Source organism: Paracoccus pantotrophus (genome assembly GCF_008824185.1).
GTDB lineage: Bacteria > Pseudomonadota > Alphaproteobacteria > Rhodobacterales > Rhodobacteraceae > Paracoccus > Paracoccus pantotrophus.
This window is the reverse complement of record NZ_CP044426.1, coordinates 51,852-67,440: the sequence shown is the minus strand read 5'-3', so window position 1 is coordinate 67,440 and position 15,589 is coordinate 51,852. Positions and strand designations below refer to the sequence as shown.

Here is a 15,589-nt window from a genome sequence, read left to right as displayed (position 1 = left end):
CCAACCCTTGCCCGCGCTGGCAACCGTTATTTACGCCGGTGCAGATCGCTGCCCCGCGCGCAGCCGCCCCAAAGCCCCGGCGCCCTGGTCGCGCAGCAGCGCCTCCAGCGCGCGGTAATCGGCCAGCACCTGCCGGCCACGCGCGGTCAGCTGGGCGCCGCCGCCATGGGCGCCGCCGCGGCTGCTGTCCACCAGGGGTGCGGCAAAATGCGCATTCATTTCCTCGACCAGCGACCAGGCGCGGCGATAGCTCATGCCCATGCGCCGCCCGGCGGCCGAGATCGAGCCCTCGTCGTCGATGGCTTGCAGCAGGTCGGCCTTGCCGCGGCCAAAGGTCAGGCCGGATTCGAAATGCAGGCGCAGGCTGATGCGGGGATCCTCGGTCATGGCCATATTCTGCCGTCTTTCCGCAAGGTCGCAAGGGGGCGGGTCTTTTCGATGGGCTATCGCGGCTCTAGCAATAACATCATGCCAACGGCAATCGGGGGAAATCATGTCCGAGAATGAAATCGTCATCCTGTCCGGGGCGCGCACGGCCATCGGCACCTTCGGCGGCAGCCTGGCCGGCGTGCCGCCGATCCAGCTGGCTGCGACCGCGACCCGCGCCGCGATCGAGCGCGCCGGCATCGGCCCCGAGCGCATCGGCACCGTGGTCTTCGGCCATGTCCTGAACACCGAGCCGCGCGACATGTATCTGTCGCGCGTGGCGATGCTGGAAGCCGGGGTGCCCGACACCACCCCGGCGATGAACGTGAACCGGCTCTGCGGCTCGGGGGCGCAGGCCATCGTCTCGACCGCACAGGCGCTGATGCTGGGCGATGCGGATTTCGCCGTGGCGGGCGGCGCGGAATCGATGAGCCGCGCGCCCTATGCCGTGCCCGCGGCGCGGTTCGGTGCCAAGATGGGCGACGTGCAGATGCTCGACATGATGGTCGGCGCGCTGACCTGCCCGATGGGCACCGGCCATATGGGGGTGACGGCGGAAAATGTCGCGCGCGAACATGACATCTCGCGCCAGGCGCAGGACGAATTCGCCCTGGAAAGCCAGAAACGCGCCGCCGCCGCCATCGCCGAGGGCCGCTTCAGGGAGCAGATCGTCCCGGTCGAGATCAAGACCCGCAAGGGCGTGGTCGCCTTCGACACGGACGAGCATCCGAAGGCGACCGATGCCGGGAAACTGGCCGGGCTGAAGCCGGTGTTCCAGAAGGACGGCACGGTGACGGCAGGCAATGCCTCGGGGATCAACGACGGTGCGGCGGCGCTGGTGCTGGCACGGGCCGATGCGGCGCAGGCGGCGGGCGCCAGGCCGTTGTTCCGCATCCTTGGCCATGCCGTCGCCGGCGTGCGCCCCGAGGTGATGGGCATCGGCCCGGTCCCGGCGGTCGAGGCACTGCTGAAGCGCACCGGCCTGACGGCCGGCGATTTCGACGTGATCGAATCGAACGAGGCTTTTGCCGCGCAGGCGCTGGCAGTGAACAAGGGGCTGGGCCTCGACCCCGCCAGGGTGAACCCGAACGGCGGCGCCATCGCGCTCGGCCACCCGGTCGGCGCGACCGGCGCCCTCATCACCGTGAAGGCAATGTATGAGCTGATGCGCACCGGCGGCAGCAAGGGCCTCATCACCATGTGCATCGGCGGCGGCCAGGGCATCGCGCTGGCCATCGAGCGGATCTGAGCCTGCTGCAACCACCCGGCCCCCAACCGGGGTCGGGTCTTCGGCTGCGCTGCCGCATGGGTATTTGGGGAACGAAGAAGCGCAGGCCCGGCTTCTTCGTTCCATAAATACCCGAACCGCCTTTCACGCTTCGCCACGCATGCCCTGTACGCACGAATGCCGAAGCAGCAGAAAATGGAACGGGCCGCCCCCCTGGAGAACGGCCCGCGAGATCCACGGAGATGGTCCGGTTAGGGTTGGTGCCCACCGTCCCAGTCAGGGTTTACGACCCTTGGGGCTGCCCTCAGGCCACGACCCCCCTGACTGTCCCGACACCTCTCTCCAATATCACTCTCGACACTGGACCACCTCCTTTCAATAAGTTGCCTTATGGGGTCCAGCCTGCCACAGAACCCTTGACAGTCAATGAATTTGCGCGCGGCGCTGGATCAAATTTCCGACGACGATGCGGAAGGGCACGAGCGCCAGCACTGCCTGCGCAAGCTTCACCGAGCAGTCGGCGACTGCCAGCGAAACCCATAGTGGCTGGACGGGGCCCTGGCCCAGCAGCGGAACCAGCTCATTTGCCCAGGAAACATCGTCCGCCGGGAAGATTGGCGTCAGCTGTGCGGCAAAGGCGATGCTGAAGAAAACGGCAGTGTCGAGGATCGAGCCGGCGACGCTGGCCGCCAGGGGTGGTAGCCACCAGTTGTATTTTCGCAACTGGTTGAAGACCGAGATGTCCATCAGCTGCGCCGAAAGGAAGGCCGCGCCCGAGGCTATGGCGATGCGCAGCGTGGTCTTGTCCAGCCCCGCGGCCACGACCGAGCAGAGCACGCCGGTCACGAAGCCGGCATAAACCACCTTGCGCGCGGCGGCCGGTCCATAGACCCGGTTCATGATGTCGGTCACCAGGAAGGCGACCGGATAGGTCAGCGCCCCCCAGGTCAGCCAGGCGCCCAGCAGGTGCTGGACCAGGATGTTCGAGGCCACCACGACGGCGGCCATGGCGATGACGCCGGGAAGGATGCGGGACATGTCTGGTTTTCCGTTTTGGCAAGGTCGCGGAGACTCGGCCCCGTCGGGGCAAGGCCGCATAAGGCCGTCTGCAGATTCTGTCAACGGCCTTGCGCGGGCTTATTGCGCGGCCGCGGCGGCGATTTCCACCGCAAAGGCACCGTTCATCCCCTCGACCGCGGTATTGGTCAGCGCGACCAGGCTGCGGCCGCGCGCGGGATCGACGATCCAGCTGTGGCCGTAGATGCCGCCCCAGCCGAGGCAGCCTTGCGGCAAGCCGATGCCGGCCGCATCCGCGTCGGTGACGACCGCGCCCGCCCAGGCATGGCCCCAGCCGGCACCGCGCAGCGGATGGCGCTGGCGGATGCGGTTGCGGCGGACCTCGGCGCGCAGGTTCTCGGCCAGGAAAGGGCCGTCGCGCAGGGTTTCCAGCAGCGCCAGCGCCGCCTCGGCCGTCCCTGCCATGCCGCCGCCGCCCGAGGGAAAGGCCGAGGGGTCGCGGATGCGCTCGGGCAGGTAGGCATAGCTTTGCTCAGGTTGCAGCCGATTGCGGACACGGGTCGGGCCGCGCATCCGTTGCGGCTCGGGGCGGGCATCGGCGTAATTCGCGGCCAGGTCCACGGCGTCCGGGGCCTGGAAGCCGGCCTCGATGCCCAAGGGGTCCGTCACCAGCCGGGCCATGGCCTCGGGCAGCGGCATGTCGGCTGCGGCCTCGATCACCGCGCCCAGCACATCGGTCGCCACCGAATAACGCCAGCGCGTGCCCGGCGGCCGGTCCAGCGGCACCGAGGCGATGCGGCGCAGGTTCTCGGCCAGCGAGATGCCGCTGTCGCCGATCCCGTCCGAGACCCCGGCGCGGGCATAGGGGCCGTCCGGCGGCTGGTTGAAGCCGTAGTCCAGCCCCGCCAGATGCGACATCAGCTGGTCCACGGTGATCGCGGGGCGGCTGCCGTCGGGCAGCGCCGGAGCAAAATCCGGCAGCCAGCGCGTCACCGGATCCTCGGGAGACAGCCGCCCCGCCTGGATCAGCCGCAGCGCCGCGACCGTGGTGAAGGGCTTCGAGACCGAGGCATAGCGCAGCCAGGTCGCCTGCCGCATCGGCCGGTCGGCCTCGCGGTCGGCCAGGCCCGCGGCGCGGGCATGGACCAGCCGGCCATCCTCGGCCAGCAGCACCACGCAGCCGACGATCCGCCGCTCGGCCAGCGCGCTTTCGACCGCGCGGTCCAGCGCGGCGATGCAGGCCGCAGGGCTCATTCCGCCACCCGGTATTCGACCAATTCGGTGCGTTGCAGCCAGCCGAAATTGTCGTCCGAGATCAGGGTGATGCGGATGCCCTGCCCGTCATGCCAGACCGAGATGCCCTCCAGGTTGTCATATTGCAGCGGCCGCGATTCCAGCAGCACCCGCTCGTTCGAGACGCCGCTTTCCGACAGGTCGAAGCGCCTGACGCGGGTGCGAAAGCCCAGGAGGCCCTTGAAGTCGCGTTCCAGCAGGTAGAAGCGCCCGTCCGGGCCGATATCGGCGCCCACCGCCAGCCAGTCGCCCGAGCGCGGGATCGCGAAGGGCTGGTCCCAGGCGCCGTTCCGCCAGCGCCAGACCGGAAAGGGCCGGGTCAGGGAACCCGACCGCTCGGGCAGGGTCAGGAGCGTGCCGTCGGGCAGGACCGCCAGCGCCTCCAGCGAGGAATTGCGCTGCATCGCCTTGAACTCGGGCGGCCGGGGCAGGGGCTGGGCCGGGCTGTCGGGCGTGTCGTGGCGGGCGACGCGGGTCAGCCCCTCGAAGCTGATCCAGATCGTGCCGTCGGGGGCGATGGCCAGCCCCTCGCTGTCGCCCTGCCAGCCGGGCTTCAGCGGCTTGCCGGCGCTGTCGCGCAGCTGGGCGCGGCCGGCCAGTTCCAGCCCGCGGATGCGGCCCTGCGCGTCGCGCTGGACGCTGCCCCAGCGGATCGTGGCGCGGTCGGACAGCACGGTGAAGCGGCTGCCGTCGGCGCTGATCTCGATGCCCGAGAAGCCGCCGAAGCTTTCGTCCTCCATCCGCCAGACATAGGTCGCGACATATTCCACCTTCGGCATGGGCGAAGGCGAGGGATCGGCCGCGCAGGCCGATGAGGCCGAGACAAGCAGCAGCGCCAGCGCAAGGCCCGGCAGGCGGCGGGGCCGCCCTGCCGCGCCACCGGCCGTGCCGCCGCGCCTTAGCGGGCGGTGGCGACGACCTGGCATTGACGGGGCATCTCGCTCAGCCGGAAGCTGCGGGGGTGGCGATAGTTGGGATCGGGCGGCACCGGCTTGACCCGGCTGGGGTCGATGCGGTTCTTGATCCATTCCGCCGCCTCGGCGCAGCCGTCGCCGGGCGGCGGCGCGTCCTGCTGCTGGCAGACCGAGCCCGCCGGGCAGGCCAGGCGGACGTGGAAGTGATAGTCGTGGCCGCCCAGCGGCCGGATCTTGCGCAGATAGCTGCGGTCGCCGGTCTCGGCCTGGCACATCGCCAGCTTGGCGACGGGATCGACGAAGATGCGCTCGACCCGCGGGTCGCGGGCGGCGGCGCGCATGATCGCCATGTGCCCGCCGCTCCACAGGCCCGAGGGCGCGGTGCCGGCCTTGTTCACCACCGATTGCGACGAGATCTTCTCGCGTTGCGCGGCAGTCAGGCGCAGGCTTTGCGGCGGCAGCATCCAGATGTCGGCATCGAGCCCCGACTGGTGGCTGGCATGGCCCGAGGTCATCGGCCCGCCGCGCGGCTGGCCCATGTCGCCGATGTACAGCCCCTGCCAGCCGACCTGGCGCGCCGCCTGCGACAGGCCGATCAGGAAGCTGACCAGCTCGGGATGACCCCAGTTGCGATTCCGCGACAGGCGCATCGCCTGCCAGGTCGGGCCGGATTCGGGCAATTGCATGGCGCCCGAGACGCAGCCCTTGGAATAGAACCCGATCGAGACCGGGGCGCCCCCGGTCGGGCCGGGGACGGCACCGAAGACGCTGCGGGCCAGCGGGTCGGCCGTTGCCGGTTGCGCCATGCCGAGCCCGGTCAGCGCCAGCACGGCGGCGGTCAGGAATTTGCGGATCACTGCTTTGCCGATCACTGCGCGCCCTCTCCTTTTGCTTTGACCCAAACTAGCAGAACCAGCGCCAGAAGGAACATCACGATGAGCGGAGAGATGCCGAGCCGTTGGCTTCCGGTCACATCCGTCACCGTGGCGATCAGCAGGGGGGCCAGGAAAGCCGTCGCCTTGCCCGACAGCGCGTAAAGCCCGAAAGCCTCGGTGGCCCGTTCCGGCGTGGTGTGGCGCACCATCATCGTGCGGCTGGCCGATTGCAGCGCGCCCCCCGCGCCGCCGATCAGCGCGCCGCAGAGGAAGAACAGCGCATCGGGCAGGCGCGAGCCCTCGGCCAGCGCCAGGCCCAGCACCTGCTGGCGGCTCATGCCGGTCAGCAGGATGCAGACCGCGATCAGGACCAGCGTGCAGGCGACGATCACCGGCTTGGGCCCCCAGCGCCGGTCGGCGCGGCCGCCGATCCAGCTGATCACGGCGGCCGAGACGGCGCTGACCACGCCAAAGACCCCGGCCAGGAACACCGGCCAGCCCAGCACCGTGCCGGCATAGACCCCGCCGAAGGCGTAAAGCGCGTTCAGCGCATCGCGCGAGAACATGGACGAGGCCAGCCAGGCCGCCAGCGAATGCCGGTGCCGCAGGCTGGCAAGCAGCCGGCCCAGTTCAGCCATGGCCGCGCCCAGGCGCAGGGGGCGGCGCGGCCCCGGCGCCTCGGGCACCCAAAGCGCGAAGGGGATCATGAAGACCAGATACCACAGCGCCGTGAACGGCCCCACCGCCCGCGTGCCCTCGCGCAGTGCCGGGTCAAGGCCCAGCACCGGCGGGATGCCCAGCATGGTGCGGCCGGTCTGCGCGTTCTCGGCCAGAAGCAGCAGCACCGCGGCCAGCGCGATGACGCCGCCCAGATAGCCGAAGGCGAAGCCCGAGCCCGAGATGCGGCCGATCTCGTCATGCGGCGCCAGCCCGGGCAGCAGGGCATTGGTGAAGATGGTGGCGAATTCCATGCCGATCAGCCCGATGCCGAAGCTGACGATGGCCAGATGCAGGTTCGGCTGGCCGGGCATCAGGAACCACAGCCCCCAGGCGCCCGCCATGTAGAAGGCGGAAAAGATCCAGACCCAGACCAGCCGCCGCCCGGTATTGTCGGCGATGGCGCCCAGCACCGGGGCCAGAACCGCGATGATGACGCCGCAGATGCCCAGGCCATAGCCCCAGAGCGACTGCGCCGCCGCCCCCGCCGCCTCGGGCGTCATGCCCTGCGCGACATAGTGCCGGCGGGCGATCTCGGCGTAATAGACCGGGAAGATGAAGGTCATCAGCAGCGTCGCAAAGGGCTGGCTGGCCCAGTCGAAGAACCACCAGCCCCAGATGCGTCTGCGTTCCATGATGGTTCCCCGCCCTTGGGGTGCGCTGAAGCGCACCCTGTGTTCCGCCTTTCGGGGCGCATAAGGCCCCAGCGCGGTCAGGCTGGCAAGTCGGCATTCCGGTCGGCGGGGGCAATCGGCGGCAGCACCGGCGGCCAGGGCCGCTGGGCATCCGCCGCGATCCAGGCCTGCACCCAGCCCGGCAGGTCCGGGCTGACCGGATCGCGCCCCGCCGCCTGCATCAGCCGCGCCGGCGCCACGATGCCCTGGTCCGAGGTGATGGCGCCGCGCAGCAGCATGTGGTTGCAGCACTCACCCCGCCGCCACATGCTTTGCTCCATGTAAAGGAAGCGTTCGTCCCAGCCCAGCGTGCGCGAGATCATGGTGAAACGCTGGAACCCCTTGATTCGCCGCCGATAGCGCACCGTGTTTCCGGCCACGGTGATGCCCCAGCCGTTTTCCCGCATCGTGCCGATGATGCCGGTGCGCACCGCCATGGGCAGCCGCCCCAGGTCGTAAAGCGTCAGGGTGCGGCCGTTGTTCAGCTCGATCCAGGGGTCCAGATCCCAGGGCCAGCAGCGATGGGTCGAGACATGCGCGTCCAGCACTCCGATCCGGGCGCTTTTGCGGAACTTCAGCATCTCCTTGGCAAAGCGGAGCATGGGATACATCGGCGACCTCTTCTGCCTGGCGGACGGCTGCGGGGCTAGCCGCGGCACCGGGACGCGTCAATCGGAACGCTGCGGCGGCGATGCTGCGCCTTGCGCAATGCGGATGCCTGCCTTACCTGTCCGGGGAACAGCCGGAAGGGGATGGAATGGGCACGCTCTACGAAGCCTTGATGCTGATACTCGACGTGGTCTGGTTCGTGATGATCGCCCATATCATCATGTCATGGCTGATCAACTTCCAGGTGCTGAACCTGCGCCAGCCGCTGATCTGGCAGGTCTGGAACGGGCTCAACCGCCTGCTGGAGCCGATCTACGGCCCCGTCCGCTCGATCCTGCCGAATACGGGCGGGCTGGACCTGGCGCCGCTGGTGGTCTTCATCGGCATCATCATCCTGCAGCGCGCGCTCGCCAATAACGCGGCCTGGTTCTACGGCTTCTAGATGTCGGCCGCGCCCCTTCTGCGGCAGGTCTTCGGCTTCGACGCCTTCCGGCCGGGGCAGGAAGAGATCGTCGATGCCGTCGCTGCCGGCCGCGACGTGCTGGCGATCATGCCGACCGGCGGGGGCAAGTCGCTGTGCTACCAGCTGCCGGCGCTGATGCGGGACGGGCTGACGGTGGTGATCTCGCCGCTGATCGCCCTGATGCGCGACCAGGTCCGGGCGCTGACCGAGGCGGGCGTCGCCGCCGCCGCCCTGACCAGCGGCAATTCGGACGAGGAAAACACCGAGGTTCTGCGGGCCCTCAATGCCCGCGAATTGCGGCTTTTGTATATGGCGCCCGAACGGCTGGCCTCGGGCGCGACCATTCCCATGCTGCGCCGCGCCGGCGTGCAGGCCATCGCCGTGGACGAGGCGCATTGCGTCAGCCAATGGGGCCATGATTTCCGCCCCGACTACCTGCGCGTGGGCGAATTGCGCCGGGCGCTGTCGGTGCCGCTGGCCGCCTTTACCGCCACCGCCGATGCCGAAACGCGCGAGGAAATCGTCAAGCGCCTGTTCGACGGCGCGCAGCCGCAGATCTTCCTGCGTGGCTTCGACCGGCCGAACATCCACCTGGCCTTCCAGCCCAAGGACGGGCCGCGCCGGCAGATCCTCGACTTCGCCGCCGCGCGCCGCGGCCAGTCGGGCATCGTCTATTGCGGCACCCGCGCCAAGACCGAGACGCTGGCCGGCGCGCTGAACGAGGCCGGCCTTGCCGCCGTCGCCTATCACGGCGGCATGGAGCCCGACCTGCGCCGCGAGGTCGAGGCGCGCTTCCAGCGCGAGGACGGGCTGATCGTGGTCGCGACCGTGGCCTTCGGCATGGGCATCGACAAGCCGGACATCCGCTGGGTCGCCCATGCCGACCTGCCGAAATCCATCGAGGCCTATTACCAGGAAATCGGCCGCGGCGGGCGCGACGGCGCCCCGGCCGAGACGCTGACGCTTTACGGTCCCGACGACATCCGCCTGCGCCGCGGCCAGATCGACGAGGGGCTGGCCCCGCCCGAGCGCAAGGCCGCCGACCATGCCCGGCTGAACGCGCTGCTGGGCCTGGCCGAGGCCACCGCCTGCCGCCGCGTCGCCCTGCTGGGCTATTTCGGCGAAAAGGCCGCGCCCTGCGGCAATTGCGACATCTGCGACAACCCGCCCGAATGCTTCGACGCGACCGAGGCGGCGCAGAAGGTGCTGTCGGCGGTGCTGCGCACCGGCCAGACCTATGGCGCCGGCCATGTCATCGACGTGCTGACCGGCACCATGACCGACCGCATCCGCCAACGCGGCCATGACCGGCTGCCGACCTTCGGCTGCGGCCGCGACCTGTCCAAGGCGCAATGGCAGGCGGTGATCCGGCAGATGCTGGGCCGCGACCTGATCCGCCCCGACCCGGAACGCCATGGCGGCCTGGCCATCACCGCCGCCGCCCATCCGGTGCTGCGCGGCGAGGAGCGGATCACCCTGCGCCGCGATGCCATGACCCGCGCCCGCCCCGCCGTGGTGGTGCGCACACAGGTCGACGAGGAGGACGCGCCGCTGCTTTCCGCGCTCAAGGCCAAGCGCCGCGCACTGGCCGAGGCGGCGCGGGTGCCGGCCTATGTCATCTTTCCCGACCGCACCCTGATCGAGATGGCGCAAAGCCGCCCGCAAACGCTGGACGAGATGGCCCGCGTGAACGGCGTCGGCGCCAAGAAGCTGGAAAGCTACGGCGAGGAATTCCTGCGCGTCATCGCCGGCGAGGTGGCGCCGATGCATCCGGCGCGCCGGGCGCTGGCCGGCCGGGCCTCGGCCGATCTGTTCGACCGGCTGGCCGAGGCGCAGGCCCGGCTGATGCGCGGCGAGGACGGCACGGAAAAGCCGCTCTCGGTCGGCAATTCCGCCCTGCGCCGCATCGCCGAGGAGCGGCCGCGCGACCTGTCGCGCTATCTGGACGCGGCGCGGCTGGAGCGTTTCGGCCCCGCCTTCGCAGCCGAGATCGCCGCCGGCCCCGAGGGCTGAGCGGGGCGCAAGTCCGCAAGCGATGCCACCGGCGGCACGGCGGGCACGCCTTCGCCCTTGGGGTCTTATTCCTGCGCGGCGGCGCGGGCGCGGTCCTCGGGGTCGGGCATCGGGTCGCCCTGGGGCGGGCGGACCCGGAACACGGCGCAGTAAAGCGCCGGGACGAAGATCAGCGTGACCAGCGTGCCGGCGATGATACCCCCCATCATGGCAAAGGCCATCGGCCCCCAGAACACCTGCCGCGAGATCGGGATCAGCGCCAGGCTGGCCGCCGCCGCCGTCAGCAGGATCGGGCGGGCGCGGCTGTCCGATGCCTCGAAGACCGCGTCCCATCTGGCATGGCCGCGCGCGATCAGCTCCTGGATCTCATGCACCAGGATGACCGAGTTGCGGATCAGGATGCCGATCAGCGCCAGGATGCCCAGGATGGCGACGAAGCCCATCGGCACGCCGAAGGGCAAGAGCGCCGCGACCACCCCGATCAGCCCCAGCGGCGCGGCGGCAAAGACGATCAGCGACAGCCGGAAGCCCTGCATCTGCACCATGACCAGCGTCGCCATGATCAGCAGCATGATCGGCACCACGGCCGCGATGGGCTCTTGGCTCTCGGCCGAGGTCTCGACCGTGCCGCCGACGACGACCTTGACGCCGGGCGGCAGGCCGGCCTGGAAGCGCGCGACCCTCTCGGCCAGCGCCTCGACCAGCGTGGCGGGCTGGTCCTTGCTGGCGATGGCGGCCTTGACCGTCACCGTCGGCAACCCGTCGCGCTGCATGATCAGCGGTTGCTCGGTATCGTATTCCAGCTTGGCCAGCGAGGCGAGCGGGATCGGCATCCCCGTCGGCGTCGCCAGCTGCAGGTTCTGGATCGAGGCGAGCGATTCGCGATCCGCCTGCGAGCCGCGGGCAACGACGTCGATCAGGAAGATCCCGTCGCGCAGCTGGGTGATCGTGCGGCCGCTGAAAGTGCCCGACAGCGCGCCCGAGATGTCCTCGTTGGTCAGGCCCAGCCGGCGGGCCTGGTCCTGGTTCACCTCCAGCCGCACCACGCGGGCGGGCTCGTTCCAGTCCAGCGCGATGTCGCGCAGCCGCGGCTCGGTCGCCAGCACCGCGGCCAGTTCGCGCGCCGCGTCGCGCGCCTGCTCGGGGTCGGGCGACGAGACGCGGTATTGCACCGGCTTGCCCACCGGCGGCCCGATTTCCAGGTTCTTGACATAGATGTCGGTGCCGATCAGCTCGCGCCCGGCGAATTCGACCAGCCGCGCCTTGAGCCGGTCGCGCGCCGCCAGGTCCGGGGTCTGGATCACGATCTGGCCCATATAGGGGCCGGGGGTGGGCACATCCATCGACAGGATGAAGCGCGGCGCGCCGCGGCCGACATAGGTGGTCCAGAACAGCGCGTCCGGCTCCTCGGCCAGCATCGCCTCGATCCGGGCCATGTCGGCATCGGTCTTGGCGATCGAGGCATTGGCGCGCTCGGTCACGTCCACGATGATCTCGGTCCGGTCCGAGGTCGGGAAGAACTGCTGCTCGACGAAGCGCATGCCCACGACCGAAACCGCGAACACGGCCAGCGTAATGGCGATGGTCAGCCATTGGTGGCGCATGCCCCACAAGAGCAGGCCGTGGAACTGCCGGCGCAGCCAGGTCGGCCGTTCGGATTTGTGCGCCATGGTCGCGGGCAGCAGGGTGACGCCCAGAAGCGGTGCGAACAGCACGGCGACGATCCAGCTGACGATCAGCGAAACCGCGATCACCACGAACAGCGAAAAGGTGAACTCACCCGCCGCCGAGCTGTTCAGCCCGATGGGAATGAAGCCCGCCACCGTGACCAGCGTGCCGGTCAGCATCGGGAAGGCGATGGAACTCCAGGCATGGCTGGCGGCGCGCTCCAGGCTGTCGCCGACCTCCAGCCGCGAGATCATCGTCTCGATGGCGATCATCGCGTCGTCGACCAGCAGCCCCAGCGCGATGATCAGCGCCCCGAGCGAGATGCGTTGCAGCGTGATGCCATAGATGTCCATCACGATGAAGGTGATCGCCAGCACCAGCGGAATGGTCAGCGTCACCACGAAGCCGGCGCGCAGGCCCAGGCTGACGAAGCTGACCAGCAGCACGATGGCCACCGCCTCGGCCAGGGCCTGGACGAAATGGCCGACGGCCTCGTCCACCACATGCGGCTGGTCGGCGAACTTGGCCATCTCGATGCCGATGGGCAGGCCGCGGGCCACCTCAGCCATCAGCGCATCGACCTCCTGGCCGAATTCCAGGATGTTGCCGCCCTCGCGCATACCGATCTGCAGGCCGATGGCCTCCTTGCCGTTATAGCGAAACAGCGCGCTCGGCGGATCCTCGTAGCCGCGGGTCACGGTGGCCACGTCGCCGATGTTGAAGAAGCGGTCCCCGACCCGCAGGTTCACCGCCGCGATCGCGGCTGCATCGTCGAACTGCCCGCCCACGCGCACCAGCACCTGCTCGGGCCCGGCCTGCACGATGCCCGAGGGCGAGATGGCGTTTTGCAGCGCCAGCGTCTGCACCACCTGGTTGTGGTTCAGCCCCATCGCCGCCAGTCGGGCCGAAGAAAACTCCAGGAATATCCGTTCCTTGCGCACCCCCAGAAGCAGGGTCTTGCCCGCCATCGGCAGGGCCTGGACCTGCTTGCGGATATCCTCGACCCGGTCGCGTAGCTCGCGCTGGGTAAAGCCGTCCGAGGTGAAGGCATAGATATTGCCGAACACGTCGCCGAAATCGTCGTTGAACTGGAAGCCCTGGAACTCCTGCGGGAATTCCGGGCGGATGTCCGACATCATGTTGCGCACGCGCTTCCAGACCTCGGGCACCTGCGGCCCGCGGATGGTCGGATCCAGCTCCAGATAGACCACCGACTGCCCCGGCATGGTGACCGAACGGGTGAATTTCAGCTCGTCCAGTTCCTCGAGCTTGGTCTCGATCCGCGTCGTGACCTGCTCCAGCGTGTCCTCGATGGTGGCGCCGGGCAGCGAGGCGCTGATCACCATGATCTTGATGGTGAAATTCGGATCCTCCTCGCGGCCGAGGCGCAGATAGCCCAGCGTGCCCGCCACCATCGAGACGATCAGCAGGAACCACACCAGCGAACGGTGATGCAGCGCCCAGTCGGACAGGTTGAAGCCGCGGTTGGTCATGGTTTCACGCTTGGTCCCACGGATTGGCCTTCGGTCAGGGAATGGATGCCGCGGATCACCACCTCCTCGCCCTGGGCCAGGCCCGAGACGACGGTGACGCGTCCGCCGATCGGCGGGCCCTGGGTCTCGATCCGGCGCAGGGCGACCGTGCCCTGGTCGCCGTCGCGGCTGACCACCCAGACATGTTCGGCGCCGTCGCGTTCAAGGATGGCTGCCTGGGGCAGGACCAGCCGCGCGGCGGCGGCGCCGGCGGGACGCGCCCGCACCAGCGCGCCCAGGCGGAAATCGGCATCCTCGCCAAGCGCCAGATGGATGCGCCGGGTCCGGGTCGCGGCATCCGCCACCGGTTCGATCTGCGAGACCGTCGCCGGCAGGATGCGACCGGGGTCGTTTTCCGTCCAGACCTCATAGGGATCGCCCTGCCCCACGCGCGACAGCACGACATCGGGCAGGTCGATCACCGCCTCGATGCCGTCCTGGGTGGACAGCCGCAACACCGGCTCTCCGGCGCTGACCACGGCGCCGGCATTCACGAAAACCGCGCTGACCACCCCGTCGAAGGGCGCGCGCATCTCGGCGAAGCCTTCGGCGTCGCGGGCCTGGATCAGTTCGGATTGCGCCTGCTGCTCGGCGGCCTGCGCCGCGACCAGCGCGCGTTCGGCCTGTTCCAGCTGCGCGGTCGAGGCGACGTTGCGCCGGGCCAGGGCCCGCGTGCGCTCGGCCGTGGCCTGGGCGGTGCGCAGCTCTACCTGCGCCGCCTCGACCGCGGCCTGGGCGGCGCGGACATCGCCCTGCAGGTCGTCGGGATTGAGCGTGGCCAGCACGTCGCCCCGGCGGACGACATCGCCGACATCGGCATTGCGCGCCGTCACCCGGCCCAGGGTCTGGAAGCCCAGGGCGACCTCGATCCGGGCGGCGATCACGCCGGGGATGGAATGGCCGGCAGCCTGGGCATCGCTGACGAGGAGGCTGGCCACCGGGCGCGGGGCCGCGGCGGTCGCCTCCTGGGGTTTCTGCCAGGGCAGCGGGAAACCGGCCGCGCCGCCGGCAAGCGCGACCAGCACCAGCAGCGCCGGAATCAGGGCCTTGCGCATCATTCCTGCCTCGCTGCCGCATCCACGACCGCGCGGCCGGGGTAAAGCATCTGCGCCCCCGCCCCGACCACGGTCTGCCCAGGCTCCACCCCGGCGCCCAGGATCACCGTGCCATTGGCGAATCGCTCGATCCGGACCGGCGCCAGCGAGACGCGGTTGTCCGCCCCCACCAGCCAGACGGCCGGCTGGCCCTCCGCCGAGGTCAGCGCCGTCCAGGGCACGGCGATGCCGCTGCCCGCGGGGAAATGCACCGCCCCCCGCACCGCCGCGCCCAGCAGGCTGGCGGTGGGCGGAGCGTCCTCGATCTCGGCCCGCACCGTGACCGAACCGGTGGCGGGATCGACCAGCGGCGCGATCTCCGTCACATGCGCGGTCATGTGCAGATCGGGAAAATCGATGCCGGTCAGCGTCACCGGCGCGCCGATCGCACCCTGCAGCAGCGGCGAATCCGGGCTTTGGAACACCGCCTCGCGCCCGGTCGCCGAAGCCAGCGAGATCACCGCCTGCGCCGCTCCGACGATCTGCCCCGGCTCGGCCCGGCGCGCGGTGACGATGGCATCGGAGGGCGCGCGGATCACCGTATCCTCCAGCGCACGCTGGGCCTGGCCCAGGGCCGTGCGCGCCTGCGCCAGCCCGCCCCTGGCCGCGGACAGGGCCTGGCTTGCCGCATCCAGCGCAGCCCGTGTGCCCACGCCACGCTTCAGCATCGCATCGGCGCGCTGAAGCGCCTGGTCGGCCTGGGCCTCGGCCGCCTCGCCAGAGGCGACCGCCGCCTCGGCCACGCGCAGCGCCTGTTCCTGTTGCAAGGGATCGGTCCGGGCCAGCGGCTGGCCCCGGCTGACCCGATCGCCTTCGCGCACCAGCACTTCCACGACGCGGCCGCCCAGCCGAAAGCCGATATCGACGCTGTCCTTGGCATGGATGGTGCCGGTCAGGGCGGCGTCGAAGGTCAGCTCGGCTTGCTCGACCTGCACGAACTCCACGCGGAGCGGAGCCTGAGCCAGGACCGGCGAGGCCGCAAGAATCGCCAGGATCAGCCCAAGCAGGCGGAGCATCGCCCTGCTCCCATCTGGTTTGCTGTCCGTTTCCGGTCGGATGTTCAAGT

The 15,589-nt window shown here is 69.9% G+C and carries 13 protein-coding genes; 3 read left to right on the top strand and 10 right to left on the bottom strand.

The genetic code is table 11. The features are described from left to right. Positions 1 to 30: 30 nt before the first annotated feature. Positions 31 to 387, bottom strand: coding sequence for a winged helix-turn-helix domain-containing protein (locus ESD82_RS10770; protein WP_024842691.1), 357 nt, complete (start codon positions 385 to 387; stop codon positions 31 to 33). 106 nt (positions 388 to 493) lie between these two features. On the opposite strand from ESD82_RS10770, the gene ESD82_RS10765 reads away from it, so the two are divergent. Beyond that, entirely contained in the window at positions 494 to 1,675 is a 1,182-nt protein-coding gene (locus ESD82_RS10765) for an acetyl-CoA C-acyltransferase family protein (protein ID WP_151208817.1), read from the top strand. 402 nt (positions 1,676 to 2,077) lie between these two features. On the opposite strand, the gene ESD82_RS10760 is transcribed toward ESD82_RS10765, so the two are convergent. The 6 genes from ESD82_RS10760 to ESD82_RS10735 all read right to left on the bottom strand — a co-directional run bounded on the left by ESD82_RS10760 (position 2,078) and on the right by ESD82_RS10735 (position 7,755). Continuing rightward, positions 2,078 to 2,692 (bottom strand): VUT family protein, encoded by a 615-nt coding sequence (locus ESD82_RS10760; protein ID WP_147427384.1) that lies wholly within the window; start codon positions 2,690 to 2,692, stop codon positions 2,078 to 2,080. Between the two features lie 99 nt (positions 2,693 to 2,791). Beyond that, positions 2,792 to 3,925 (bottom strand): serine hydrolase domain-containing protein, encoded by a 1,134-nt coding sequence (locus ESD82_RS10755; RefSeq protein WP_147427385.1) that lies wholly within the window; start codon positions 3,923 to 3,925, stop codon positions 2,792 to 2,794. Then, entirely contained in the window at positions 3,922 to 4,890 is a 969-nt protein-coding gene (locus ESD82_RS10750) for an esterase-like activity of phytase family protein (RefSeq protein WP_147427386.1), read from the bottom strand. The genes ESD82_RS10755 and ESD82_RS10750 overlap by 4 nt, the downstream gene beginning before the upstream one ends. Next, entirely contained in the window at positions 4,863 to 5,735 is an 873-nt protein-coding gene (gene mepA, locus ESD82_RS10745; RefSeq protein WP_024842696.1) for a penicillin-insensitive murein endopeptidase, read from the bottom strand. Before mepA ends, ESD82_RS10750 begins: the two co-directional genes overlap by 28 nt. Positions 5,736 to 5,746: 11 nt before the next feature. Beyond that, positions 5,747 to 7,105 (bottom strand): MFS transporter, encoded by a 1,359-nt coding sequence (locus ESD82_RS10740; protein ID WP_147427387.1) that lies wholly within the window; start codon positions 7,103 to 7,105, stop codon positions 5,747 to 5,749. 77 nt (positions 7,106 to 7,182) lie between these two features. Then, positions 7,183 to 7,755, bottom strand: coding sequence for an acyl-CoA thioesterase (locus ESD82_RS10735; protein ID WP_024842698.1), 573 nt, complete (start codon positions 7,753 to 7,755; stop codon positions 7,183 to 7,185). Between the two features lie 146 nt (positions 7,756 to 7,901). On the opposite strand from ESD82_RS10735, the gene ESD82_RS10730 reads away from it, so the two are divergent. Together ESD82_RS10730 and recQ are read left to right on the top strand one after the other, a co-directional pair. After that, positions 7,902 to 8,195, top strand: coding sequence for a YggT family protein (locus ESD82_RS10730; protein ID WP_024842699.1), 294 nt, complete (start codon positions 7,902 to 7,904; stop codon positions 8,193 to 8,195). Then, positions 8,196 to 10,229 carry a DNA helicase RecQ gene (recQ, locus tag ESD82_RS10725; RefSeq protein WP_024842700.1) on the top strand — a complete coding sequence of 678 codons (2,034 nt, stop codon included), beginning with the start codon at positions 8,196 to 8,198 and terminating at the stop codon, positions 10,227 to 10,229. 65 nt (positions 10,230 to 10,294) lie between these two features. On the opposite strand, the gene ESD82_RS10720 is transcribed toward recQ, so the two are convergent. From ESD82_RS10720 to ESD82_RS10710, 3 genes are read right to left on the bottom strand one after another with little or no spacing between them, the layout of a single operon-like run. Next, complete coding sequence (locus tag ESD82_RS10720) at positions 10,295 to 13,390, bottom strand: efflux RND transporter permease subunit (protein ID WP_147427388.1); 3,096 nt, start codon at positions 13,388 to 13,390, stop codon at positions 10,295 to 10,297. Continuing rightward, entirely contained in the window at positions 13,387 to 14,487 is a 1,101-nt protein-coding gene (locus ESD82_RS10715; protein WP_147427389.1) for an efflux RND transporter periplasmic adaptor subunit, read from the bottom strand. Before ESD82_RS10715 ends, ESD82_RS10720 begins: the two co-directional genes overlap by 4 nt. Continuing rightward, positions 14,484 to 15,539, bottom strand: coding sequence for an efflux RND transporter periplasmic adaptor subunit (locus ESD82_RS10710; RefSeq protein ID WP_147427390.1), 1,056 nt, complete (start codon positions 15,537 to 15,539; stop codon positions 14,484 to 14,486). The genes ESD82_RS10715 and ESD82_RS10710 overlap by 4 nt, the downstream gene beginning before the upstream one ends. Positions 15,540 to 15,589: the final 50 nt, after the last annotated feature.